Origin of the sequence: Streptomyces sp. ERV7 (assembly GCF_001653515.1) — a bacterium.
In the GTDB taxonomy this organism is placed as follows: Bacteria; Actinomycetota; Actinomycetes; order Streptomycetales; family Streptomycetaceae; genus Streptomyces.
Genome location: NZ_LYOY01000001.1, coordinates 515,469 through 537,618 on the forward strand (window position 1 = coordinate 515,469; position 22,150 = coordinate 537,618).

Genomic DNA, 22,150 nt, shown 5'->3' on the forward strand with positions numbered 1-22,150 from the left:
CCCGGCACGGTCCGCGGACACATGGGGGCGGAGCCCAGGGGGAGGGGTTGCCCTCAGGGTTGCCCTCCCCCTTCGCGCTACGCCGAAGCGGACTCCTGCTCCCGCTCCACCTGCTCGTTCCACTCGCGCTTGACCGCGCGCCAGGCCTCGTCGCTCTGGCCCAGGCGCCAGTAGCCGGAGATGGAGAGGCGGTCGCGGGGGATCTCCCGCTCCAGACGCAGCTGGCGGCGGAGCTCCTTCACGAAGCCCGCCTCGCCGTGCACGAACGCGTGGACGTCGCCCTCGGGGAACGCCAGCTCCCGCACCGCCGCGACCAGCGGGTCGCCCACCGGGGCGTCGCCGCGGTGCAGCCAGGTCACCTCGACCCCGTCGGGGGCGAGGATCTTCTGCTCCTCCTCCGGGCCGGGGACCTCCAGGAAGGCGTGGACGACCGCGCCCTCGGGCATCGCCTCCAGCGCGGCGGCGATCGCCGGGAGGGCGCTCTCGTCGCCGACCAGGAGGTGCCAGTCGGCGGCCGGGTCCGGGGCGTAGCCACCGCCGGGGCCGGAGAAGCGGATGACGTCGCCGACCTGGGCACGGGCGGCCCACGGGCCGGCCAGGCCCTCGTCGCCGTGGACCACGAAGTCGATGCTCAGCTCGTCCCGCTCGGCGTCCCACGCCCGGACCGTGTACGTCCGGTTGCTCGGCCACTGGTCGCGCGGGAACTCGGTCCGCACGCGCTCCAGGTCGAACGGCTCGGGGTAGGTCACCCCGGGCGCCGGGAAGAGCAGCTTCACATAGTGGTCGGTGTACCCGTCGAGGGCGAAGCCGCTCGCCGCCGCGCCCCCCAGGACCACCCGCACCATGTGCGGAGTGATCCACTCCGTCCGCACGACGTGCGTCTCATGGGCCCGCGGCCCCTTGCGGGCCGGTCGTTCTGCCACAGCGTTCTCCCCTGATGTGTGCCGGACCCGTCTGCCCGGCGCGCTGAACCGTCTGCTCTTCTTAGGTTTACCTAAGTTAGCACCCCGGCCCTCTGGGTTCACTTCATTACCGGCCCCGGCCGACAGTGCCCCCGGCCCCCCTCGGTACTCAGCGCCCCAGCGTCGTGAGCAGCCGGGTCAGGGAGCTGCCCAGGCCCCAGCGCCGCGCCAGCTCGTCCACCGTCTCCGGATGCAGCGCCTCGGCCGGCAGCGCCGGGTCGAACGCGGGCAGCGGCACGTCGAGCGCCACCCGGACCACCTTCGGGGCCACGTCCAGATACGCGGCGGCCTCCACGATGCCCCGGCGCTTGGCGGGGGTGAGACGGGAGGTGCGGTCACCGGCCGCCGTACGCACGCCCGCCAGGTCGCCGTACTCCGTGATCAGCTGCGCGGCCGTCTTCTCGCCGATGCCCTTCACGCCCGGCAGGCCGTCGCTGGCGTCGCCGCGCAGGGCCGCGAAGTCCGCGTACTGATCGGCCCGGACCCCGTACTTCGTACGGATCAGGTCCTCGTCGACCGCGTCGCAGTCGCCGACGCCCTTGCGCGGGTAGAGGACCCGCACCCCGCGCTCGTCGTCGACCAGCTGGAACAGGTCGCGGTCGCCCGTGACGATGTCCACCGGGCCGGGCGCCGCCGCGGCCAGGGTGCCGATCACGTCGTCCGCCTCGAACCCCGCCACGCCGACGCGGGCGATGCCCAGCGCGTCCAGGACCGCCTCGATCACCGGGACCTGCGGGGACAGCGTGTCCGGGACCTCCTCCTCGTCCGGGACGCCGTCGGCCGTCTCCTCGGCCACCCGGTGCGCCTTGTACGACGGGATCAGCTCGACGCGCCAGTGCGGGCGCCAGTCCGCGTCCATACAGGCCACCAGGTCGTCCGGATGGTGGTCCTGGACGAGGCGGGTGATGAAGTCGAGCAGGCCGCGCACGGCGTTGACCGGGGTGCCGTCCGGGGCCCGGACCGAGTCGGGCACCCCGAAATAGGCGCGGAAGTACAGGGAAGCGGTGTCGAGGAGCATCAGGCGTCGCGTCACACCCCGATGATGCCGCAGCCCACCGACAACGCCGACAGCCTCGGGGCGCGGCAGTGAACTGGATCACCTTTCCGTTTGCTCCGGGTAAAGCCGGGCAGGCGCGGCGCCGGAGCGGACTCTCGTATGCGTTTTTCACGACCACGACACCGCGTACAGGGCGACGGACCGAATCCGCGCCGCTCCACGGCCCGCCGGCGGGGGATGCGGGCCGTTCTCAGTTCTACCCGTGAGGTTTATGTGTCCACGCTGCAAGCCGAGCAGCTCTACAAGGTGTTCGGCAGACGACCCGACGACGCGGTCCGCAGGCTCGAAGGCGGCGCCGACCGCGACGAGCTGCGGGCCGACGGGACGACCGCGGCGGTGATCGACGCGTCGTTCACGGTCGAGCCCGGCCAGATCTTCGTCGTCATGGGGCTGTCCGGGTCCGGAAAGTCCACGCTGCTGCGGATGCTCAACGGGCTCCTGGAGCCCACCTCCGGGCGGGTGCTCTTCGACGGGCAGGACCTGACCGGTCTGAGCCCGCGCGATCTGCGCACCGTCCGCTCCACCAAGATCAGCATGGTGTTCCAGCACTTCGCGCTCTTCCCGCACCGCAGTGTCCTGGAGAACGCCGCGTACGGCCTTGAGGTCCAGGGCGTGCCGCGCGCCGAGCGCGAGAAGCGCGCCGCCGAGGCCCTGGAGCTCACCGGTCTGGCCGGCTGGGGCGACTCCTGGCCGGATGAGCTCTCCGGCGGAATGCAGCAGCGCGTGGGCCTGGCCCGGGCGCTCGCCACCGACGCCGACCTGCTCCTCATGGACGAGTCCTTCAGCGCGCTCGACCCGTTGATCCGGCGCGACATGCAGGACCAGCTCCTCGAACTCCAGAAGCGCCTGAAGAAGACCATCGTGTTCATCACCCACGACCTCAACGAGGCCATGCGGCTCGGCGACAACATCGCCGTCATGCGCGACGGACGGATCGTCCAGCTCGGCAGCGCCGAGGACATCCTCCTGACGCCCGCCAACGACTACGTCGCCTCGTTCATCCAGGACGTCGACCGCTCCCGGGTGCTCACCGCCCTGTCCGTGATGACCGAGCCGCACCGCCCCGACGCCGGGAGCTGCGACTGCGAGACCGTCACGGCCGACACCAGCGTCGCGGACCTGTGCGCCGTCGCCGCGCGCGTGCCGCACCCCGTCGCCGTCAAGGACAGCGACGGTTCGCTGCTCGGCGTCGTACCGCAGGAGCGGCTGATCGCCTTCCTCGGGGACGACCAGCGCGGGCCGGTCGTCTGCTCGGCCCAGGAGGTGGCCCGTGCCTAGGCTCCCTCTCGGCGAGTGGGTGGACAGTGCCGTCACCTTCCTCCAGAACCACCTCTCCTGGCTGTTCGACGCCATCAGCAAGGTCGTCAACGGCATGTACGACGGCATCGACGCCGTCCTGTCCGCGCCCCACCCGCTGCTCTTCGCGGGCATCCTCGCCGTCGTCGCCTGGTGGCTGCGCGGTCTGGTCGCCGGGGTGCTCGCCTTCGGCGGGTTCGCCCTGATCGACTCGATCGAGCTGTGGGACGAGGCGATGTCGACGCTGTCGCTGGTCCTCGTGGCGACCGTCGTCACCCTGGTCCTCGCGGTGCCGCTCGGCATCTGGTCGTCCCGGTCCAAGACCGTGAGCGCGATCAGCCGGCCGGTCCTGGACTTCATGCAGACCATGCCCGCCATGGTCTATCTGATCCCCGGCATCATCTTCTTCGGCGTCGGCGTGGTCCCCGGCATCATCGCCACCATCGTCTTCTCGCTGCCCCCGGGCGTGCGGATGACGGAGCTCGGCATCCGCCAGGTCGACCCCGAACTCGTCGAGGCGGCCGAGGCGTTCGGCACCACCCCGCGCAACACCCTGCTCAGGGTCCAGCTCCCGCTGGCGCTGCCCACCATCATGGCGGGCGTCAACCAGGTCATCATGCTGGGCCTGTCCATGGTCGTCATCGCGGGCATGGTCGGCGGCGGCGGCCTCGGCGGCGCGGTCTACCGCGCCATCGGCAACGTCGACATCGGCCTGGGCTTCGAGGCGGGCATCTCCATCGTCATCCTCGCCATGTACCTGGACCGGATGACCGGCGCGCTCGGCCGCCAGGTCTCGCCGGTCGGCCGCCGGGCCCTCGCCCGCGCGCGGACCTCCGGCGCCAAGATCTGGAACCACCGCCCGCAGCCCGCCGTCGCGGTCGTCGGCGTGGTCGTCCTCGCGCTCGTGGCCGGCGGCATGGGCATGTTCGGCTCCTCGTCCACGGCCACCGCCTCCGGCGCCGAGAACGTCGGCAAGGGCAAGAAGGTCTCCCTGGGCTACATCCCCTGGGACGAGGGCATCGCCTCCACCTTCCTCTGGAAGGAGCTGCTGGAGCGGCGGGGCTACAAGGTCGACACCAAGCAGTACGAGGCGGGCGCGCTCTACACCGGTATGGCGGGCGGCCAGATCGACTTCGAGACCGACTCCTGGCTCCCGGTCACCCACGCCAACTACTGGCAGAAGTACCACGACAAGCTGGAGGACCTGGGCTCCTGGTACGGCCCGACCTCGCTGGAGCTGAGCGTGCCCTCGTACATGAAGGGCATCGACTCGCTGGACGACCTCAAGGGGAAGTCCGGCCAGTTCAAGGGCAGGATCATCGGCATCGAGCCGAGCGCCGGGATGATGGGCCTGCTCAAGGACAAGGTCCTCAAGGAGTACGGCCTGGACGGCGAGTACAAGGTCGTCGACGGCTCGACGCCGTCCATGCTCGCCGAGCTGAAGCGCGCGTACGCCAAGAAGGAGCCCATCGCGGTGACCCTCTGGTCGCCGCACTGGGCGTACAGCACGTACGACCTCAAGAAGCTCAAGGACCCCAAGGGCACCTGGGGCAAGGGCGACGGGGTACACACCCTGGCCCGAAAGGGCTTCGCCGGCGACAACCCGAAGGCCGCCGCCTGGCTGAAGGGCTTCAAGATGACCGAGCAGCAGCTCACCGGTCTGGAAGCCAAGATCCAGTCGACCGGCAAGGGCAAGGAGCAGGAGGCGGTCCGCGCCTGGCTCGACGACAACCCGGGCCTCGCCGACAAGTGGACGCCTGTCGGCGGCTGACCGCACCGCCACGAAGGCACCTCTGACGGCCGAACGGTTTCGGCCGCCCGCACACGGATGGGGCCCCGCCGGACACCGGCGGGGCCCCATCCGTGCGGGTACGCCCAGCACGCCGTGCGGGCACTCTTCTTCCGCGTGATGGTGCCCCAGGGCGCCGAAGCTGCGTAGGGTGCATGCAGTGCGGCGGCCGGAGTGGACCAGGTGACGGGGAGGGAGCCGGAGAGATGGACGACAAGGAAACTCTTCGGGTGGGAGTCGCGGTGCGGCGGCTCCGACGCGAGCTGGGGCTGACGCTCGCCGCGGTCGCGCAGCGCAGCGGCCTCTCGGTGCCGTTCCTGAGCCAGATCGAGAACGAACGCGCCCGCCCCAGCCCCCGCTCCCTCGCGCGCGTGGCCGACGCCCTGGGCACCACCGTGCCCGAGCTGTACGACGCGGCCGACACCGCGCGTACGGTCGAGGTCGCCCGCGCCGACGACGGTGACGGCGGCGGGGTGCGCCAGCTGCTGCGCGGCCACCACCAGCTGCACGCCATGGAGTTCACCGGCGAGCACGACACCGCGCGCGAGTTCCAGCACCGCAACGACGAGTTGATGTACGTGGCCGACGGCGCCGCCGAGGTCGAGGCGGAGGGCCGGGCCTACCGTCTGGAGCGCGGCGACACACTGTGCCTGTCCGGCGGGGTGCGGCACCGCTGGCGCGCGGCCGTGCCCGGCACCCGGATCCTGCTCGTGGCGGTCGCCGACCACATCGAGGCGATCGAGGAGACCCGCCACTGATGGTGCGCCCCGCGGCCGGTCCCCGGGTGGTCTCCCTGGTGCCCTCGCTCACCGAGGCGGTGGCGGCCACCGCCCCCGGCCTGGTGGTCGGCGCCACCGACTGGTGCACCCATCCGCCGGACCTGGCGGCGGCGCGGATCGGCGGCACCAAGAACCCCGACACGGACGCGATCGCGGCCCTGCGCCCCGATCTGGTGATCGCCAACGAGGAGGAGAACCGGCGGCCCGACCTGGACGCGCTGCGCGCGGCGGGCCTCGATGTCCTGGTCACCGAGGTCCGCGACCTGGACCAGGCGTTCGCGGAGCTGGCCCGGGTCCTGGTGGACGCCTGCGGGCTGCCCCGGCCGCGCTGGCTCGACGAGGCGCGCGAGGCCTGGGAGCGGGTGGCGCGCCCGGCCGCGCCGGTCGCCGCCGTGGTGCCCGTGTGGCGCCGCCCCTGGATGGTGCTGGGCCGCGACACCTTCGCGGGCGACCTGCTGGACCGGCTCGGCGTCCGCAATGTGTACGCGGAGCACGCCGAGCGCTATCCGCGCATCCCCCTGGACGAGTTGAGGGCCGCCGGGGCGGACCTGGTGGTCCTCCCCGACGAGCCCTACCGCTTCACCGCCGACGACGGCCCGGAGGCCTTCGGGCACCTCCCGGCCGCGCTGGTCGACGGCCGCTCGCTCACCTGGTACGGACCCTCGCTCGTGGCGGCGCCCGGTGCGCTCAGCGGGGCGCTGCGAGCAGCTTTCCGCTGACCAGGCCCCGTACGGTGTGGGCGCCGGCCACCAGCCAGGCGGCGACCAGCAGGGCGTACAGGCCGTAGGCGAGCCAGGTGAAGGCGTCCAGGCCGGTGTGGTGGGCCAGGCCCTCGGCGCCGGTCACACAGGTGCCGACGGGGAAGGTGAACGCCCACCAGGTCATCGCGAAGGGCATCCCGGAGCGGACCGCGCGGACCACCATGGCGCCCGCCAGGGCCAGCCACATCAGGGCGAAGCCCATCACGGGGACGCCGTAGATCACGGCGAAGGCGCCCAGACCGCCCGCATAGGGGGCGTCGATCGCGCCGGGCGCCACGTCGGCGAGCTTGTTGACGGCGGTGGTGGACTGGCCGAGGGGGCCGAGCACCAGGAACAGGGCAGGGGTCAGGACGAGGGGCAGCGGGCCCTCGTGGACCAGCCGGGCGAAGACCAGGGGCAGCATCACCAGGACGGCGAGCAGGCTCATGCCGAACATCGCGTACGAGCCGAGCAGCATCGCCTCACGGGCCTGGCCGGCCGCGAGATGGGGGACCAGCAGCGCGCCGAGGGTCGCGGAGACCATGGGGGCCACCACGGGCAGCAGCCAGACCGGGGAGGCGGTGCCGGGGGCGACCCGGTGGCGGACCACCATCAGATAGGGGATGCCCACGGCGACGGCGAGGCCGGTGGCGGTGCCCATCGCGTACAGCGCCCAGGCCAGCGGGACCGCGGCGCCCTCGCCGATCACGTCCTTGCCGACGGTGAGGGTGGCGATGCCGACGGCCAGGAACGCCATCGACATACAGCCGTAGAAGGGGGCGACGCCCGGGTCCATGAGGTGGGCGCGGGCCTGGTCGCGGTGGTGGCGCCAGTGGGCGGCGCGGGCGGCGACGAGGACGGTGAGCATGGCCAGGGACAGACCCCACACCACCGAGAGCCCCGGCACGCGGACCGGCAGCCCGGCGCCCGCGTTGGCGATGATCGCGGTGCCCATGACCGTGGCGTACCAGTTGGGACCGAGGTGCCGCAGAGGCTCGTGGCGAGCGGCGAGCGCGGGGGCGCTGGGGTGGGTGAGGGTGACCATGCGTCCACCTTCGCGCCGGTACGAGGGGGTCGCCAGACCCGGTCTCCCTATGGGGACATAAGCTGGGCTTATGAGTATGAGCAGTGCGGAGGACACCGGTCCGCTGTCCCGGCGGGTGCCCGATCTGAGCGCGATGGAGCTGCTGATCGCGGTCGCCCGGCACGGCAGCCTCGGGCGCGCCGCGCGCGACCTGGGGATCACCCAGCCCGCCGCGAGCAGCCGTATCCGCTCGATGGAGCGCCACCTCGGCGTCGCCCTCGTGGACCGCTCGCCGCGCGGCTCCAAGCTGACCGCCGAGGGTGCGCTGGTGACGGACTGGGCGCGGCGGGTGGTGGAGGCGGCCGAGGCGTTCGACGCGGGCGCGCAGGCGCTGCGCGGGCGGCGCGACTCCCGGCTCAGGGTCGCCGCGAGCATGACCATCGCCGAGTACCTGCTGCCCGGCTGGCTGATCGCACTGCGGGGTGAGCGCCCCGGCACGGCCGTCTCGCTGCTCGCCGGGAACTCGGCGTTCGTGGCCGAGCGGCTGCTCTGCGACGAGGCGGACCTCGGGTTCGTGGAGGGCCTGACCGTACCGGCCGGGCTCGACGGGGCCGTGATCGGCCACGACCGCCTGGTGGTGGTCACCGCGCCCTCCCACCCGTGGGCCCGGCGCCGCGCCCCGATCGCCGCCGCCGAACTGGCCGCGACCCCGCTGATCCTGCGCGAGGAGGGCTCGGGCACCCGGCAGGTCCTGGACGCGGCGCTGGCGGATCTGGGCGGGGTGGCCCGGCCGCTCCTGGAGCTCGCCTCCACCACGGCCGTGAAGGCGGCGGTGGTGAGCGGCGCGGGACCCTCGGTGCTGAGCGAACTCGCCCTGGGGGAGGAGCTGGCGGGCCGCCGGCTCGTCCGCATCCCCCTGGAGGGGCTGCGGCTGCGCCGCGATCTGCGGGCGGTCTGGCGCACCGCCCACCGCCCCACCGGCCCGGCCCGCGACCTGCTGTCGCTGACCCGGTCGGGCCCGGCTCAGTAGGCCGTCGCCGCCGTCCGGGCCCCGGCCGCCGCCACCAGCGCCCGCATCACCTTGGTGTCCTCACCCAGCTCCGGATGCCACTGGACGCCGAGGACCCAGGCCCCGCCCGGCAGTTCGACCGCCTCGGCGGTGCCGTCCTCGGCGCGGGCCGACACCACCAGGCCGTCCGCGAGGCGGTCCACGGCCTGGTGGTGGTAGGTCGGCACGGAGGCCTCGTACGGCTCGATCTCCGCGTAGCGCGTGCCGGGCACGGGGCGCACGGTGTGGCGGCCGACCACGCCGTGGCCGCCGGTGTGCCCGTCCAGGTGCTGGACGAGGGTCCCGCCGAGCGCCACGTTCAGGAGCTGCATCCCCCGGCAGATGCCGAGCAGCGGCGTCCCGGCCGCCAACGCGGCCTCGATCAGGGCGGTTTCCCAGGCGTCCCGCTCGGGCGCGGGCGGCCCGGTCCGGGCGTCGCGGGCGGCCCCGTACCGCAGTGGCTCCACGTCCGGGCCGCCCGCGATCACCACGCCGTCGAGCCGGGCCACCACCTCCGCGGCCGTCTCCGGGTCGTCCGGCGGGAGCATCGCCGTGAGGCCGCCGGCGGCCCTGACCAGGCGGGGGTAGTACGCGGGCAGCAGCGCGGCCGGCCACTCCCACACCCCCCAGCGCACCGACTCCTCCAGGTATGTGCTGACGCCGATCAGTGGCCGTCCCACCGCGTTCTCCCTCTCGTGCCGCCGACCCGCGCGCTGTCGGCTCCCGTACGGTCGGCTCTCGTGCTGCCGATGGATCCTCACTCGCGTTCCAGCTCGGCCTCCGCCGCCGCGAGCGCCGCGAACTCCTCCTCGGGAGCCCGTGCGACGAGGTGCTTGCGGCTGTAGAGGCCGAAGTACGCGACGGCTGCCGCGTACACCCCCAGCGCGATCAGCGCCGCCACCACGTCCACCAGGAACGTGGCCACCAGCGCCGCGCACGCGAGGACCAGCGCGACCGAGGAGGTCAGCGCTCCTCCCGGGGTACGGTACGGCCGCTCCAGGTCCGGCTCGCGGCGGCGCAGCACGATGTGGGAAAGCGACATCAGTGCGTACGAGACGGTGGCGCCGAAGACCGCGGCGTTCAGCATCCGGGCCCCGTCGCCGGTCGCCGCCGCCAGTGAGAAGGCGATCGCGCCGGGCACGAGCAGACCCAGGTACGGTGCCTTGCGGCGGCTGGTCAGGGACAGGAAGCGCGGCAGATAGCCCGCCCGGGACAGGGCGAAGAGCTGGCGCGAGCCCGCGTAGATCAGCGAGAAGAACGACGCCACCAGGCCCGCCAGGCCCGCGTAGTTGACGATCCGGCTCAGCGCCGTGGCCTTCCCGTCCGGCTGGAGCGCCTCGACCAGCGGATTGCCCGCGTCCTGGATCGCGGCCGAGCCGCGCGCTCCCGCCGAGGCGAAGAAGGTGAGCACGGCCAGGACCACCAGGATGCCCATGGACCAGCGGATCGCCTTGGGGAGCGTACGGGCCGGGTCGCGGGTCTCCTCGGCGGCCAGCGGCACGCCCTCCACACCGAGGAAGAACCACATGCCGAACGGGAACGCCGCCCAGATGCCCATCACGCCCATCGGCAGCCAGGAGCTCGCGCCGAACGCGTCCTTGTGGACGGCGATGTCGTCCAGCCCCGAGGCGTCGAAGTCGAGGAACGCGCCGACCGCGAAGACCAGCAGGGCCGCCACCGCCACGCCCGTCACCACGAAGCTGAACCGCAGCGCCTCGCCCACGCCCCACAGGTGGATGCCGATGAAGACGACGAAGCAGGCGAGGTAGACCGGCCAGCCGGAGGTGAGGCCGAACAGGCCCAGGGACTCGACGTAGTCGCCGATGAAAATGGAGATCGCGGCGGGGGCCAGGACGTACTCGATAAGGATGGCCGTGCCGGTCAGGAAGCCGCCCCAGGGGCCCAGCGCGCGCCGGGCGAAGCCGTAGCCGCCGCCCGCCGTGGGCAGCACGGAGGAGAGCTCGGCGAGCGAGAAGACCATACAGACGTACATCAGGCCCATCAGGGCCATGGCGATCGCGAGGCCGCCGAAGCCGCCCTCGGCGAGGCCGAAGTTCCAGCCGGAGTAGTCGCCGGAGACGACGTAGGCCACGCCGAGGCCGGTCAGCAGCAGCCAGCCGGCGCTGCCGCGGCGGAGCGTGCGGCGCTCCAGGTAGTCGTCCGCCGGTTCGGCGGCGCGGGGCTTGGCGGATTCCGTGGACTTCATGGTCATGACGCGGCTCCCGACGGGGGATGGGGTCAATGGACTGGGGGCATACCTTTGCGGGGATCCCGGCCAGAAATCAAGCCCCGTGCGTTACGTCGGAGTAAAAGGGTGCGCGTCCGAGCGGTCGTGCGGATGTGCACCGCGGTACCGGACGCCCTTCCGGGGCGCGGGGAACCGCGCGAGCAGCCCGCCGCGGCCCGCAGCCGAAGAAGCTACGTGAGGAACCCCCGCAGCAGCGCCGCAGTGCCCGCGCAGTGCTCGCGCATCATCTCCCGCGCCCCGTCCGCGTCCCCGTCGAGCACCGCCTCCACCAGCGCGGTGTGCTGGCGCTGGGAGTGCTCCAGGTTCCGTACCAGCAGCGGGATGCAGTCGAGGAGGTCGTTCACGGTCGCCCGGACGGCGGCGTACTGCGCGGTCAGCGTCGGTGAGCCGGAGAGCTCGGCGAGGGTCAGGTGCAGCAGGGTGTCCAGCCGCCGGTACTCGCCGAGCGGCGCGTCATGGGTGCGGGCCAGCGCCTCGCGCAGCCGGTCCGCCTGCTCGTCGGTGAGCCCGTGCGCCGCGCACAGCCCGGCCGCGCCCACCTCCAGGACCTCGCGGAAGCGCAGCGCGTCCTCCACGTCGACCCCGGCCACCCGGCGCCGCAGCTCGTCCTCGCCGGGCGACTCGGCCCTGGGCAGCACGAACGTTCCGCCGTAGCGGCCGCGCCGCGCCTCCACCAGGCCCTGGTCGGTCAGCACCTTCAGGACCTCGCGCAGCGTCACCCGGCTGATGCCGAGCCGCTCGGCCAACTCCCGCTCCGACGGCAGCCGTTCGCCGCCGGGCACCAGACCCAGGCGTACGACCTGGAGGATCTGCTCCAGCGCCTCCTCGAAGCCGTTGCCGGCCCGTACGGTCCGCAGCACCGGAGCGAGCCGGTCTCCGGAATCCGGTCGCGACATCTGGCCGCACCCCCTTCCCAAGCAATGGTTCTCGGCAATACCTTATGGCTCCCGGCTGACCGAAGGAGGCTTTTCCCGTGGCAGACCGCACACCCCCGCTCAACATCGAGGCGCTGCGCGCCCTCGTCGAGAGCGGCGAGATCGACACTGTGGTCCTGGCGTTCCCCGATATGCAAGGGCGGCTCCAGGGCAAGCGGTTCGCCGCACGATTCTTCCTCGACGAGGTCGCGGCCCACGGCACCGAGGGCTGCAACTACCTCCTCGCCGTGGACACCGAGATGAACACCGTCGAGGGCTACGCGATGTCGTCCTGGGAGCGGGGGTACGGCGACTTCGCCATGCACCCCGACCTCACGACCCTGCGCCGGGTGCCCTGGAACGAGGGCACCGCGCTGCTGATCGCGGACCTCGGCTGGAACGACGGCTCGCCCGTCGTCGCCGCCCCGCGCCAGATCCTGCGCCGCCAGCTCGACCGGCTCGCCGAGCTCGGTCTGACCGCCCAGGTCGGCACCGAGCTGGAGTTCATCGTCTTCCGGGACAGCTATGAAGAGGCCTGGGACGCCGACTACCGGGGCCTGACCCCGGCCAACCAGTACAACATCGACTACTCGGTGCTCGGCACCGGCCGGATCGAGCCCCTGCTGCGCCGCATCCGCAACGAGATGGCGGCGGCGGGCCTGACCGTCGAGTCCGCCAAGGGCGAGTGCAACCCGGGCCAGCACGAGATCGTCTTCCGCTACGACGAGGCCCTGGTCACCTGCGACCAGCACGCCGTCTACAAGACCGGCGCCAAGGAGATCGCCTCCCAGGAGGGCGTCTCGCTCACCTTCATGGCGAAGTACAACGAGCGCGAGGGCAACTCCTGCCACATCCACCTCTCGCTCACCGACGAAGAGGGCCGCAACGTCATGCAGGGCGACGGGCCCGGGGGAATGTCGCCGCTGATGCGCCACTTCCTCGCGGGCCAGCTGGCCGCGCTGCGCGACTTCTCGCTGCTGTACGCGCCGAACATCAACTCCTACAAGCGCTTCCAGCCCGGCTCCTTCGCGCCCACCGCCGTCGCCTGGGGCCACGACAACCGCACCTGCGCGCTGCGGGTCGTCGGCCACGGCCGCTCGACGCGGTTCGAGAACCGGCTGCCCGGCGGCGACGTCAACCCGCACCTCGCGGTCGCCGGACTCGTCGCCGCGGGCCTGTACGGCGTCGAGCACGAGCTGGAGCTGCCGGACGCCTGTACCGGCAACGCCTACACCGGCGACTACGAGCACGTCCCGACCACCCTGCGCGAGGCCGCCGAGCTGTGGGAGAACAGCCCCATCGCCAAGGCCGCCTTCGGGGACGAGGTGGTCGCGCACTACCGCAACATGGCGCGCGTCGAGCTGGACGCCTTCGACGCCGCGGTGACCGACTGGGAGCTCCGCCGCTCCTTCGAACGCCTGTGAGGCCCGCTGTGTCCGATCCGTACGACGCGTACGAGCCGTATGAGCACCAGGTGCTCAACCCGGCGACGGAGGAGGTCATCGCGACCGTCACCGCCGCCACCGCCCAGGACGTGGACGCGGCGGTCGCACGGGCCGCGCGGGCGCAGACCAAGTGGGCCGCGCTCGCGCCCGCCGACCGCGCCCGGCTGCTGCGCCGCTTCGCCGCCGCCGTCGACGAACACCTCGAAGAGCTCGCCCGGCTGGAGGTGCGCGAGGCCGGGCACACCGTCGGCAACGCCCGCTGGGAGGCGGGCAACGTCCGCGATCTGCTCGACTACGCGGCCGGGGGAGTGGAGCGCCTGACCGGACGCCAGATCCCGGTCGCGGGCGGCCTCGACATCACCCTGCTCGAACCGCTCGGCGTCGTCGGCGTCATCGCGCCCTGGAACTTCCCGATGCCGATCGCCGCCTGGGGCACCGCCCCCGCGCTCGCGGCCGGCAACGCGGTGATCCTCAAGCCCGCCGAGACCACCCCGCTCACCGCGCTGCGGCTGGCCGAACTCGCCCTGGCGGCGGGGCTGCCCGAGCACCTGTTCCAGGTGCTGCCGGGTGCGGGCGCGGTCGCGGGCGACGCACTGGTCGAGCACCCCGGCGTCGCCAAGATCGTGTTCACCGGCTCCACCCGCGTCGGCAAGCAGATCATGGCCAAGTGCGCCCAGCGGGTGAAGCGGGTCACCCTCGAACTCGGCGGCAAGAGCGCCAACATCGTGTTCGCGGACGCCGACGTGGAGGCCGCCGCGGCCGCCGCCCCCATGTCCTTCCTCGACAACAGCGGCCAGGACTGCTGCGCCCGCACCCGCATCCTCGTGCAGCGCCCGGTCTACGACCGCTTCCTCGAACTCCTCGCCCCCGGCGTCGAGTCCGTCGTGGTCGGCGACCCGGCCGACGAGAAGACCCAGATGGGCCCGCTGATCTCACGGACCCAGCTGGAGCGGGTACGCGGCTACGTCCCCGGCGACCTGCCGGGCATCCGGGGCACCGCCCCCGAGGGCCCCGGCTTCTGGTTCGCGCCCACCGTCGTCACCGGCGTCGCACCCGACGCCCCGGTGGCGGTCGAGGAGGTCTTCGGGCCGGTCGCGGTCGTCCTCCCCTTCGACGACGAGGCCGACGCCGTACGGCTGGCCAACGCGACCGAGTACGGCCTGTCCGGCTCGATCTGGACCCGTGACGTGGGGCGCGCGCTGCGTGTCTCCGGCGCCGTCGCGGCGGGCAACCTCTCCGTCAACTCGCACTCCAGCGTGCGCTACTGGACCCCCTTCGGCGGCTACAAGCAGTCCGGCCTCGGCCGTGAACTCGGCCCGGACGCGCTGGCCGCCTTCACCGAAACCAAGAACGTCTTCATCAGCACGGAGGCCTGAGCACACATGACCGACGACATCACCTGCCGCCGCCTGGTCGGCCGTACCGCCGTCATCACCGGAGCCGGCAGCGGCATCGGTCTGGCGGCCGCCCGCCGGCTCGCCTCCGAGGGCGCCCACGTGGTCTGCGGCGACATCGACGAGGCCGCCGCCAAGAAGGCCGCGGACGAGGTCGGCGGACTCGCCGTACGCGTCGACGTCACCGACCCCGAGCAGGTCGACGCGCTCTTCAAGGCGGCGTACGACACCTACGGCAGTGTCGACATCGCCTTCAACAACGCCGGGATCTCGCCGCCCGACGACGACTCCATCCTGGAGACCGGCCTGGAGGCCTGGAAGCGGGTCCAGGAGGTCAATCTGACATCGGTGTACCTGTGCTGCAAGGCGGCCATCCCGTACATGCGCGAGCAGCGCCGGGGCTCGATCATCAACACCGCGTCCTTCGTGGCCCGGATGGGGGCCGCGACCTCGCAGATCTCCTACACCGCGTCCAAGGGCGGCGTCCTCGCCATGTCCCGCGAGCTGGGCGTGCAGTTCGCCCGCGAGGGCATCCGCGTCAACGCGCTCTGCCCGGGTCCGGTGAACACCCCGCTGCTCCAGGAGCTGTTCGCCAAGGACCCGGAGCGGGCCGCGCGCCGCCTGGTGCACATCCCGCTCGGCCGGTTCGCCGAGGCCGACGAGATCGCCGCCGCCGTGGCTTTCCTGGCCAGCGACGACTCCTCGTTCGTCAACGCGACCGACTTCCTGGTGGACGGCGGTATCTCGGGCGCGTACGTGACGCCGCTCTAGGCGTTCACCTGTACTCCACCCACCCGACAGCCGGGCGTCGCACGACGCCCGGCTGTGCTGTCTACCGTCCCCGGTGATCTTCCGTTCATGGCAGGAGTGTTCATGCGCAGTGCACGTCGTTGGCAGGCCGCGGCCGCCGCCCTCGCGATCGCGGGCAGCGTCTTCGCCGCCGCCCCCACCGCCGAGGCCCGGAGCGGCGCGTGCCCCGAACTGACCGTGAAGCAGGGCTGGTACGGGCAGAACCGGGCCCGCCTCCAGGAGCTCGTCGACACCTACGGAAGGTGCGGCAAGGGCGCGGGTACGGCCAAGGGCCACCAGCCCGTCGCGGTCTTCGACTGGGACAACACCGTGGTCAAGAACGACGTCGGCGACGCCACGATGTACTGGATGCTGCGCCACTCCAAGATCCGCCGCCCCCAGCACGGCGACTGGCACACCACCAGCCGCTATCTCACCGGCCCGGCGGCCACCGCGCTCGCCGCCGTCTGCCCGGCCGGCCGCCCCACCCTGCCCACCGCCACCGACACGCGCTGCGCCGACGAGATACGCACGGTGTACGGGGACGGGAGGACGACGGGCGGTGCCGCCGCCTTCGCGGGCTGGGACCGGCGCACGACCGAGCCCCAGTACGCCTGGCTCGCCCAGCTGATGAGCGGCTGGCGCACCGCCGACATCCGCTCCTTCGCCCGGGCCGCCCGCGCCGAGAACCTGGCCGCGCCGATCGGGGCACAGCAGCGCGTCGGCACGGCCGAGGTGACGGGCTGGGTGCGCTACTACGACCAGCAGCGCGATCTGATCCGTACGCTCCAGAAGGCCGGGTTCGACGTCTGGATCACCTCGGCGTCGCCCGAGCCCGTCGTCGACGTGTGGGCGGGCGGCGTCGGTATCGCGCCGGACCACGCCATCGGCATCCGGCCGGTCACCGCGCACGGGCGGCTCACCCCGCACCTCAAGGGCTGCGGCACGGTCGCCGACGGCGAGGACTCGATGATCACGTACATCGACGGCAAGCGGTGCTGGATCAACCAGGAGGTCTTCGGGGTGCGCGGGGCGGCCGCCGAGCGGGTGCAGCCCGCCGCGCGGCGCCAGGTGTTCGCGGCCGGCGACTCCGACACGGACGTCTCGTTCCTGCGTGACGCCACCGGGCTGCGGCTCGTCCTGAACCGCAACAAGAACGAGCTGATGTGCCGGGCCTACGACAACGGCGACGGCCGCTGGATCGTCAACCCGATGTTCCTCCAGCCCAAGGGGCCCAAGAGCGGCGCGTACCCGTGCGCCACCACCGCGTACACCGACCACGACGGCACCGCCGGACCGGTCCGCCGGGCCGACGGCACGGTCGTGCCCGACCAGCGGGACACCGTGTACGGCGGCTGAGGCGGCGCTCTAGGGTGGCCCGATGAGCATGACGACACCGCCCGGCTGGTACCCGGATCCGGGCACCCCCGTGCTGGAGCGCTGGTGGGACGGCACCGCCTGGACCGGGCACACCAGGGCCGCCGGTCAGCAGGCGGTGCCGCCGCCCACCGTTCCGCTGGGGCCCGTCGCATCGCCGACCGTGCCCGTGGGGCCCGTCGCCGCGCAGCCCCGGCCGCGCGGGCGGGGTCCGGTGATCACCGCGGTGGTGGCCGCCGCGGTGCTCGTCACGGCGCTGGTGGCCGGGGTCGTCGTCCTGAACGGGGACGACGACGGGGAACCGGCGGCCGCCGCCACGTCGAGCGGCGGCGCCGCCACGACGGCCTCGCCGGTGCGGAGCACGGCCCCCGCGCCGCCGCCCTCGCCCAGTGACGACCCGAACCTCCTGGTCGACCAGCTCAACGGCATCACCCTGCCGGTCCTGCCGGGCTGGGAGAAGCCCGAATCCAGGATCGGCGGCCTGCCCACCATGCAGACCAAGGACACCTTCGACTGCCCGGGCGACTCCGGTGCCTTCTGCCACCACGCCACCGTCGACACCCGTACGCCGACCCGCACCGACCTCAGGACCGCCGAGGCCCTCGCCAGGCACGACGTCGTGGAGGCGGCCGACACCGCGTTCGGCGAGGACGCCCTCGGCCGACGGCGCTACGGCGGGATCGTCTCGCACCGCGAGGTGAGGTCCGCGTCCGTGGTGGTCGCCGGGCGCACCGGGTACCTGGTGCGCTGGAGCGTGAAGACGGGTGCGGGGCCCGGCGGTTACGTCCAGTCGCTGGCCGCCCCCCACCGGGCCGCCGTCCCCCGCGCCCATGGCACCCCTGCCGAGCGCTTCCGGCGGCCGGGGCTCCCTGCCGCGCTCCCCGGGCGGCTTCACCGGCCGTGCGGCCCAACTCGCCCGGCTCGACGCGCTGACCGACGAGGACTCCCCGGTCTGCCTGGTCACGGGCCCCGCCGGCGTCGGCAAGTCCGCGCTCGCCGTGCACTGGGCCCACCACAACGCCGACCGCTTCCCCGACGGCCTGCTCTTCGCGGACCTGGGCGGGTTCGGGGCACGCGGTCCGGCGGACGGGGAACTCGTGCTCCAGGGGTTCCTGCGGCGGCTCGGGGTGGCCCCGCAGCACATACCGGACTCGGCCGAGGGCGCCGGTGCGCTGTACCGGGAGCTGACCGGGGACCGCCGCGTCCTGGTGGTGCTCGACGACGCGGGCTCCTCGGCACACGTGCGCCCCCTGCTGCCCGGCGGAGCACGCTGCGTCACCCTGGTCACCTCACGGGACCGGCTGGGGGGACTGGTCGTCTCCGAGGCGGCGCGGCCCGTACCGGTCGACGTCCTGGACGACGGCGACTCCACGGCCCTGCTGGTCTCCGTACTCGGTGCCCGGCGCGTCGCCGCCGAGCCCGCCGCCGCACGACGCCTGGCCGGGCTGTGCGGCGGACTGCCGCTGGCGCTGCGCGTGGTGGCGGCCCGGCTGGCCTATCAGCCGGACACCTCCCTGGAGCGGATGGCCGCACAACTCCTCGACGGGGACCGGAGACTGGACCTGCTGTCCGTCGACGACCGGGGGCCGCGCGCCGCGCTCGGCGCCTCCCTGCGTCATATCGCGCCCATCGACCGCCGGATGCTGTACGCCCTGTCCTCGCACCCGGGCGGACGGATCGACGTCCACGCGGCGGCGGCCCTGGCCGGGACCACCGAGGAGGCCGCCCTGGGCGCGCTCGACACCCTGGCCGGCGCGCACCTCGTGGTGGAGGAGCGCGACGGCGACTGGTCCCTGCACGACCTGATCCGCCTCTGCGCCCGCACCGCCGGACCGCACACACAGGACAGCGCGGCGGGGCCGGAAGCGGACGGCGCGCTGCGGCGGCTGGTGGACCTGCTGCTGCACACCTGTCTGGCCGCCGCCGAGGCGGCCGAACCGGCGTCCCAGGTGTGCTGCGCCCTGCCGCCGGGGACCTGGATCCCGTACTGCCGCGCGGAGTTCACCTCCCGCCCCCAGGCTCTGGACTGGTACGCCGACCAGCGCGAACTGCTCGCCCGGACGGTCACCGCGGCCCGTGCCGAGGGGCTGCACGCGCAGGCGTGGCGGCTGGGCATCCTGCAGTGGCCGCTGATGATCCTGCGCCCGCGCGACGAGTGGTGCCCCCTGCTCACCGACACGCTCGACTCCGTCCAGCGTGATCCGCACGCGGCCGGGGGCGACGGCGAGTCGCGGGTCCGCGCGCTGCTCGGCTGGCTGCTGATCGAGCAGGACCGGCTGCCCGAGGCCCTGCGGCAGCTGGAGCCGGCCCCCGCGATGGCCGCCGATCCGGTCTCCGAGGCGACGGCCCGGATCAACCTCGGTATGGCGTACGCCCGGGCCGGCGAGCCCCGCCCGGCCCGCGCCCAGTGTCTGCGCGCACTGGCCCTCGCGGCGCGCCGCGGCCATCTGCCGACCCAGCGCCTGGCCCTGCAGCACCTCGCCCGGATCGCCCTCGACGGCGGTCGCCCCGAACAGGCGCTGGCCCACACCCGGCACGCGCTCGCACTCACCTGCGAGCAGGAGATCGCCGGCCGGGTGTGGCTGCGCGTACAGAGCGGGCAGGCCCTGTGGGAGCTCGGCCGCACCGCCCAGGCACTGGTGGAACTGGAGGAGTCGGCCGGGCAGGCGGAGGCGCACGGCCTCGACGAGACGGCCGGGCACGCGCTGGAACTGCTCTCGCGGATCACCGGCTCCCGGGAGTACGCCGAACGCCGCGCCGCGGTGGCCGCACGGGCGGGGCAAGCGGCACGGCGGCCGTAAGCGGGGCGTCAGCGGTACGTCGGCGAAACGTGGGCGGGCCCCGCAATGCTCGTCACGTCCCTGACAGACACAGCCGCACGCGGCACACACCGAACGGTGGACCTGGCTCATGCGCATGCGAAAGACCGCTACCGGATCTCTGCTCCTGGCCGCACTCCTGCTCGGCGGTGCCACCGCCGAGTCGGCGCAGGCGGCCGGCTTCCGGATGTTCGGCGGCCACTACAGCACGTACACCGCGTGCAGCACGGCCGGTTCGCTCAGCATCGGCATGGGGCTGTTCAGCCGCTACGAGTGCGTGGACGACGGGCGCGACCAGTTCGACCTGTACTACGTGAGCTGATCACCGGGCCCGGCTGAACCGACCACCCAGCCGAGCTGGCCCTCCGTCACACAGCACAGCGCAGAACGGCACAGCGCAGCGCGGCTCCACGCCGCGCGCCCCTGCCCGCCCGGCCGAGGTTCCCGGCCCCGGCGGGACCACCACCCCTCTCCCCCTTCCCGGAAGGCGTTTCCACCATGTCCGTACGCTCCGCACGTCCCGCACGCCGCCCCGCACGCCGGCGAGCCGTGGCCCTGGCCGTGACCGCCCTGGCCGGTGCCGGCGCGAGCCTCGCCCCGGCCGCGCAGGCCGCGACCGCCGCCGCCTCCAGCACGTCCTCCACCGTCAGCGCGTCGTCCGCCCGCAGTGTGGGCGTGGCCTTCAGCAACAGCACCGACCAGCAGTTGCAGCGCACCTACTCCAGCCTCTCGCACGGCTGCTGGGACGACGACAACCTCCCGCCGGACTTCGTGGCCAAGCACACCAGCCCCTCCTGGGGCAGCCACTCCTGCGGGATGCTCACGGGCACCGAGGGATACACCAACTACCGGATCCTGGGCACCGAGCTGGAGGTGCGGACCCACTGGAACAACCCGTACTCGGGCAGCAACGCCTACTGGTGCGAGGCGCCGTCCGGCTACAAATGCGCGATCAACGGCGGCGCGGGCAACAACGCCAACGTCACCATGACACTCACCGGCGGCCCCGCGGCACTCAAGGCGCGTACCTCCGCCGCCACCCCGCTGCGGAGCACCAGGGTCGCCCTGACGAACGACTCGGGCCGTTCGCTCGCGCGGACCGGGGCAAGCCTGTCGCACGGCATCTGGAGCGACAACTCGCTGCCGCCCTCCCTCATCATCCCCAGCGGCACCGGCATCTGGACCAGCGAGTCCGACGGCTTCATGACCGGTACCGAGGGACGGGCCACGTACACGATGTCGGGCGGTGGCACCGTCTCGATCAGCTGGAACAACCCGTTCGCCGGCGGCAACAGCTACAACTGCAGCGTCCCCGCCGGGTTCGTGTGCGACCGCTGGGGCGGCGACGGCAAGAACACGCGCGTCGACTTCCGGGTCCGCCAGGCCTGACCGGCCCCCACACCGCCGCAGGCCCGACCCAGCACGCGACCTTCCCCGTAAGGAACACCCCATGCGCAAGGAAATACCCGCCTTCCTGCTCACCGCCGCCCTGCTCACCGGCGTGGCACCCGCCGCGGAGGCCGCCGACGGCCACGCACCCGCGGCGGCCGCCACGGTACGGCCCCAGGTGGCCCTGACCCCGTACTACTGGGACTTCTCCCAGACCGACGACGCCACGGTCCGCAGCAACTACGGCCAGGCCGTCAACCGGCTGCGCACGGCGGTCGGCCACCACCTCCCGGCCGACCCGTCGCTGCTGGAGACCAGCGACCGCCAGGACATCGCCACACTGATCGTGATCCTCCCCGACCGCCGCCAGGTCAACCTCCACTACACCGCCGACAACCTCTACCTGCGCGGCTTCTCGGTCGGCAACGAGCGGGTGGTGCAGTTCAACGACTTCGACCTGGGCCACGAGTTGGACCGCTCCTCGCGCGTCCTGCCGTTCAACGGCCGGTACGGGAGGGAGCACGGGCACCTTGAGGCCAACTCGTCCCGTACGCGTGCCCAGATCACCTTCGACCGCGCCACGCTCGCCGGCCAGCTGTCGGACCTGTACAACTTCGCGACCGACTCGGGGGGTGTCAGCAACCAGAGAGTGGCCACGGCGGCACTCACCCTCGCGGCCGCGACATCCGAGGCGGCTCGCCTCCAGCCGGTGTACCAGGGCATCCTCAACGCGATTCCGGACGGCGGCGACCATGGCACCCAGTCCGCCGACAACCTTGCGCTGGAGAACGACTGGAGCACGCTGACGGGCTTCACCCGCCAGCTTCTGAGAGGCGAGAACCCCCGCGAGCTGAGGGTGGGAAGCCGCCGGTTCCGCAACATCCAGGACGTCCGCAACGTCTTGGTCATGCTCCTGTCCACCAAGCAGTGAGCCGACGCGGCCCCGGGGGTCAGCTCCGGGGCCGCCGCCCACGGGCCGAGTGGCCGTCGAAGCGACGTACGCGGTCGCGGGGCAGCCAGAAGTCCGGCCAGCGCAACCACTCGGTGTGCCAGGGGACTTCGGAAGGAGGTGTACCCACT

The 22,150-nt window shown here is 73.0% G+C and carries 20 protein-coding genes and 1 pseudogene; 14 read left to right on the plus strand and 7 right to left on the minus strand.

The features are described from left to right. Positions 1-77 precede the first annotated feature (77 nt). Together A8W25_RS02290 and A8W25_RS02295 are read right to left on the minus strand one after the other, a co-directional pair. Positions 78-923, minus strand: coding sequence for a siderophore-interacting protein (locus A8W25_RS02290; RefSeq protein WP_067154892.1), 846 nt, complete (start codon positions 921-923; stop codon positions 78-80). Between the two features lie 148 nt (positions 924-1,071). Continuing rightward, positions 1,072-1,980: a 5'-3' exonuclease gene (locus A8W25_RS02295; RefSeq protein WP_067154896.1), complete on the minus strand. Its 909-nt coding sequence runs from the start codon at positions 1,978-1,980 to the stop codon at positions 1,072-1,074. Positions 1,981-2,232: 252 nt separating this feature from the next. On the opposite strand from A8W25_RS02295, the gene A8W25_RS02300 reads away from it, so the two are divergent. The 4 genes from A8W25_RS02300 (at position 2,233) to A8W25_RS02315 (ending at position 6,602) form a co-directional block, all read left to right on the plus strand. Continuing rightward, positions 2,233-3,297, plus strand: coding sequence for a quaternary amine ABC transporter ATP-binding protein (locus tag A8W25_RS02300; RefSeq protein ID WP_234386118.1), 1,065 nt, complete (start codon positions 2,233-2,235; stop codon positions 3,295-3,297). After that, positions 3,290-5,086, plus strand: a complete 1,797-nt coding sequence (locus tag A8W25_RS02305) for an ABC transporter permease/substrate binding protein (RefSeq protein ID WP_067154903.1) — start codon at positions 3,290-3,292, stop codon at positions 5,084-5,086. Before A8W25_RS02300 ends, A8W25_RS02305 begins: the two co-directional genes overlap by 8 nt. Before the next feature lie 224 nt (positions 5,087-5,310). Next, positions 5,311-5,862: a helix-turn-helix domain-containing protein gene (locus tag A8W25_RS02310; RefSeq protein WP_067154906.1), complete on the plus strand. Its 552-nt coding sequence runs from the start codon at positions 5,311-5,313 to the stop codon at positions 5,860-5,862. Further along, positions 5,862-6,602 carry a helical backbone metal receptor gene (locus tag A8W25_RS02315; protein ID WP_067154909.1) on the plus strand — a complete coding sequence of 247 codons (741 nt, stop codon included), beginning with the start codon at positions 5,862-5,864 and terminating at the stop codon, positions 6,600-6,602. Before A8W25_RS02310 ends, A8W25_RS02315 begins: the two co-directional genes overlap by 1 nt. Here the strand turns inward: A8W25_RS02315 and A8W25_RS02320 are convergent. Further along, positions 6,571-7,668 carry a TDT family transporter gene (locus tag A8W25_RS02320; protein WP_067154912.1) on the minus strand — a complete coding sequence of 366 codons (1,098 nt, stop codon included), beginning with the start codon at positions 7,666-7,668 and terminating at the stop codon, positions 6,571-6,573. The two genes, A8W25_RS02315 and A8W25_RS02320, sit on opposite strands and share 32 nt — an antisense overlap. 70 nt (positions 7,669-7,738) lie before the next feature. Here A8W25_RS02320 and A8W25_RS02325 point away from each other — a divergent pair, with 70 nt between their 5' ends. After that, positions 7,739-8,677: a LysR family transcriptional regulator gene (locus tag A8W25_RS02325; protein ID WP_234386130.1), complete on the plus strand. Its 939-nt coding sequence runs from the start codon at positions 7,739-7,741 to the stop codon at positions 8,675-8,677. On the opposite strand, the gene A8W25_RS02330 is transcribed toward A8W25_RS02325, so the two are convergent. From A8W25_RS02330 to A8W25_RS02340, 3 genes are all read right to left on the minus strand, one after another. Next, complete coding sequence (locus A8W25_RS02330) at positions 8,671-9,375, minus strand: gamma-glutamyl-gamma-aminobutyrate hydrolase family protein (RefSeq protein ID WP_067154918.1); 705 nt, start codon at positions 9,373-9,375, stop codon at positions 8,671-8,673. The genes A8W25_RS02325 and A8W25_RS02330 overlap by 7 nt on opposite strands. Positions 9,376-9,452: 77 nt before the next feature. After that, positions 9,453-10,907 (minus strand): ethanolamine permease, encoded by a 1,455-nt coding sequence (gene eat / locus A8W25_RS02335; protein WP_067154921.1) that lies wholly within the window; start codon positions 10,905-10,907, stop codon positions 9,453-9,455. A gap of 206 nt (positions 10,908-11,113) precedes the next feature. After that, on the minus strand, positions 11,114-11,839 hold the full coding sequence (locus A8W25_RS02340; RefSeq protein WP_067154924.1) for a FadR/GntR family transcriptional regulator: 726 nt from the start codon (positions 11,837-11,839) through the stop codon (positions 11,114-11,116). Between the two features lie 77 nt (positions 11,840-11,916). On the opposite strand from A8W25_RS02340, the gene A8W25_RS02345 reads away from it, so the two are divergent. The 5 genes and pseudogenes from A8W25_RS02345 to A8W25_RS35665 all read left to right on the plus strand — a co-directional run. Further along, on the plus strand, positions 11,917-13,281 hold the full coding sequence (locus A8W25_RS02345; RefSeq protein WP_067154927.1) for a glutamine synthetase family protein: 1,365 nt from the start codon (positions 11,917-11,919) through the stop codon (positions 13,279-13,281). Positions 13,282-13,289: 8 nt separating this feature from the next. Then, positions 13,290-14,678, plus strand: a complete 1,389-nt coding sequence (locus A8W25_RS02350) for an aldehyde dehydrogenase family protein (protein WP_067154930.1) — start codon at positions 13,290-13,292, stop codon at positions 14,676-14,678. Between the two features lie 6 nt (positions 14,679-14,684). Further along, positions 14,685-15,467 carry a 3-oxoacyl-ACP reductase gene (locus tag A8W25_RS02355; RefSeq protein ID WP_067154933.1) on the plus strand — a complete coding sequence of 261 codons (783 nt, stop codon included), beginning with the start codon at positions 14,685-14,687 and terminating at the stop codon, positions 15,465-15,467. A gap of 102 nt (positions 15,468-15,569) precedes the next feature. After that, entirely contained in the window at positions 15,570-16,844 is a 1,275-nt protein-coding gene (locus A8W25_RS02360) for an HAD family hydrolase (protein ID WP_067154936.1), read from the plus strand. A gap of 28 nt (positions 16,845-16,872) precedes the next feature. Then, positions 16,873-16,935: pseudogene (locus A8W25_RS35665) on the plus strand (DUF2510 domain-containing protein); the annotation flags it as partial. 35 nt (positions 16,936-16,970) lie between these two features. Here the strand turns inward: A8W25_RS35665 and A8W25_RS02365 are convergent. Continuing rightward, a complete protein-coding gene (locus A8W25_RS02365) occupies positions 16,971-17,498 on the minus strand; it encodes a hypothetical protein (RefSeq protein WP_067154939.1) in 528 nt (175 codons plus the stop codon). A 194-nt stretch (positions 17,499-17,692) separates the two neighbouring features. On the opposite strand from A8W25_RS02365, the gene A8W25_RS02370 reads away from it, so the two are divergent. From A8W25_RS02370 to A8W25_RS02385, 4 genes are all read left to right on the plus strand, one after another. Then, positions 17,693-19,663 carry an NB-ARC domain-containing protein gene (locus A8W25_RS02370; protein WP_067154942.1) on the plus strand — a complete coding sequence of 657 codons (1,971 nt, stop codon included), beginning with the start codon at positions 17,693-17,695 and terminating at the stop codon, positions 19,661-19,663. Positions 19,664-19,778: 115 nt separating this feature from the next. After that, positions 19,779-20,003: a hypothetical protein gene (locus A8W25_RS02375; RefSeq protein WP_158942365.1), complete on the plus strand. Its 225-nt coding sequence runs from the start codon at positions 19,779-19,781 to the stop codon at positions 20,001-20,003. Between the two features lie 176 nt (positions 20,004-20,179). Then, the gene (locus A8W25_RS02380; RefSeq protein WP_067154948.1) at positions 20,180-21,070 is read left to right on the plus strand and encodes a hypothetical protein; all 891 of its coding nucleotides are present in this window, start codon (positions 20,180-20,182) and stop codon (positions 21,068-21,070) included. Positions 21,071-21,131: 61 nt separating this feature from the next. Continuing rightward, positions 21,132-22,001 (plus strand): ribosome-inactivating family protein, encoded by an 870-nt coding sequence (locus tag A8W25_RS02385; protein ID WP_067154951.1) that lies wholly within the window; start codon positions 21,132-21,134, stop codon positions 21,999-22,001. Positions 22,002-22,150 lie beyond the last annotated feature (149 nt).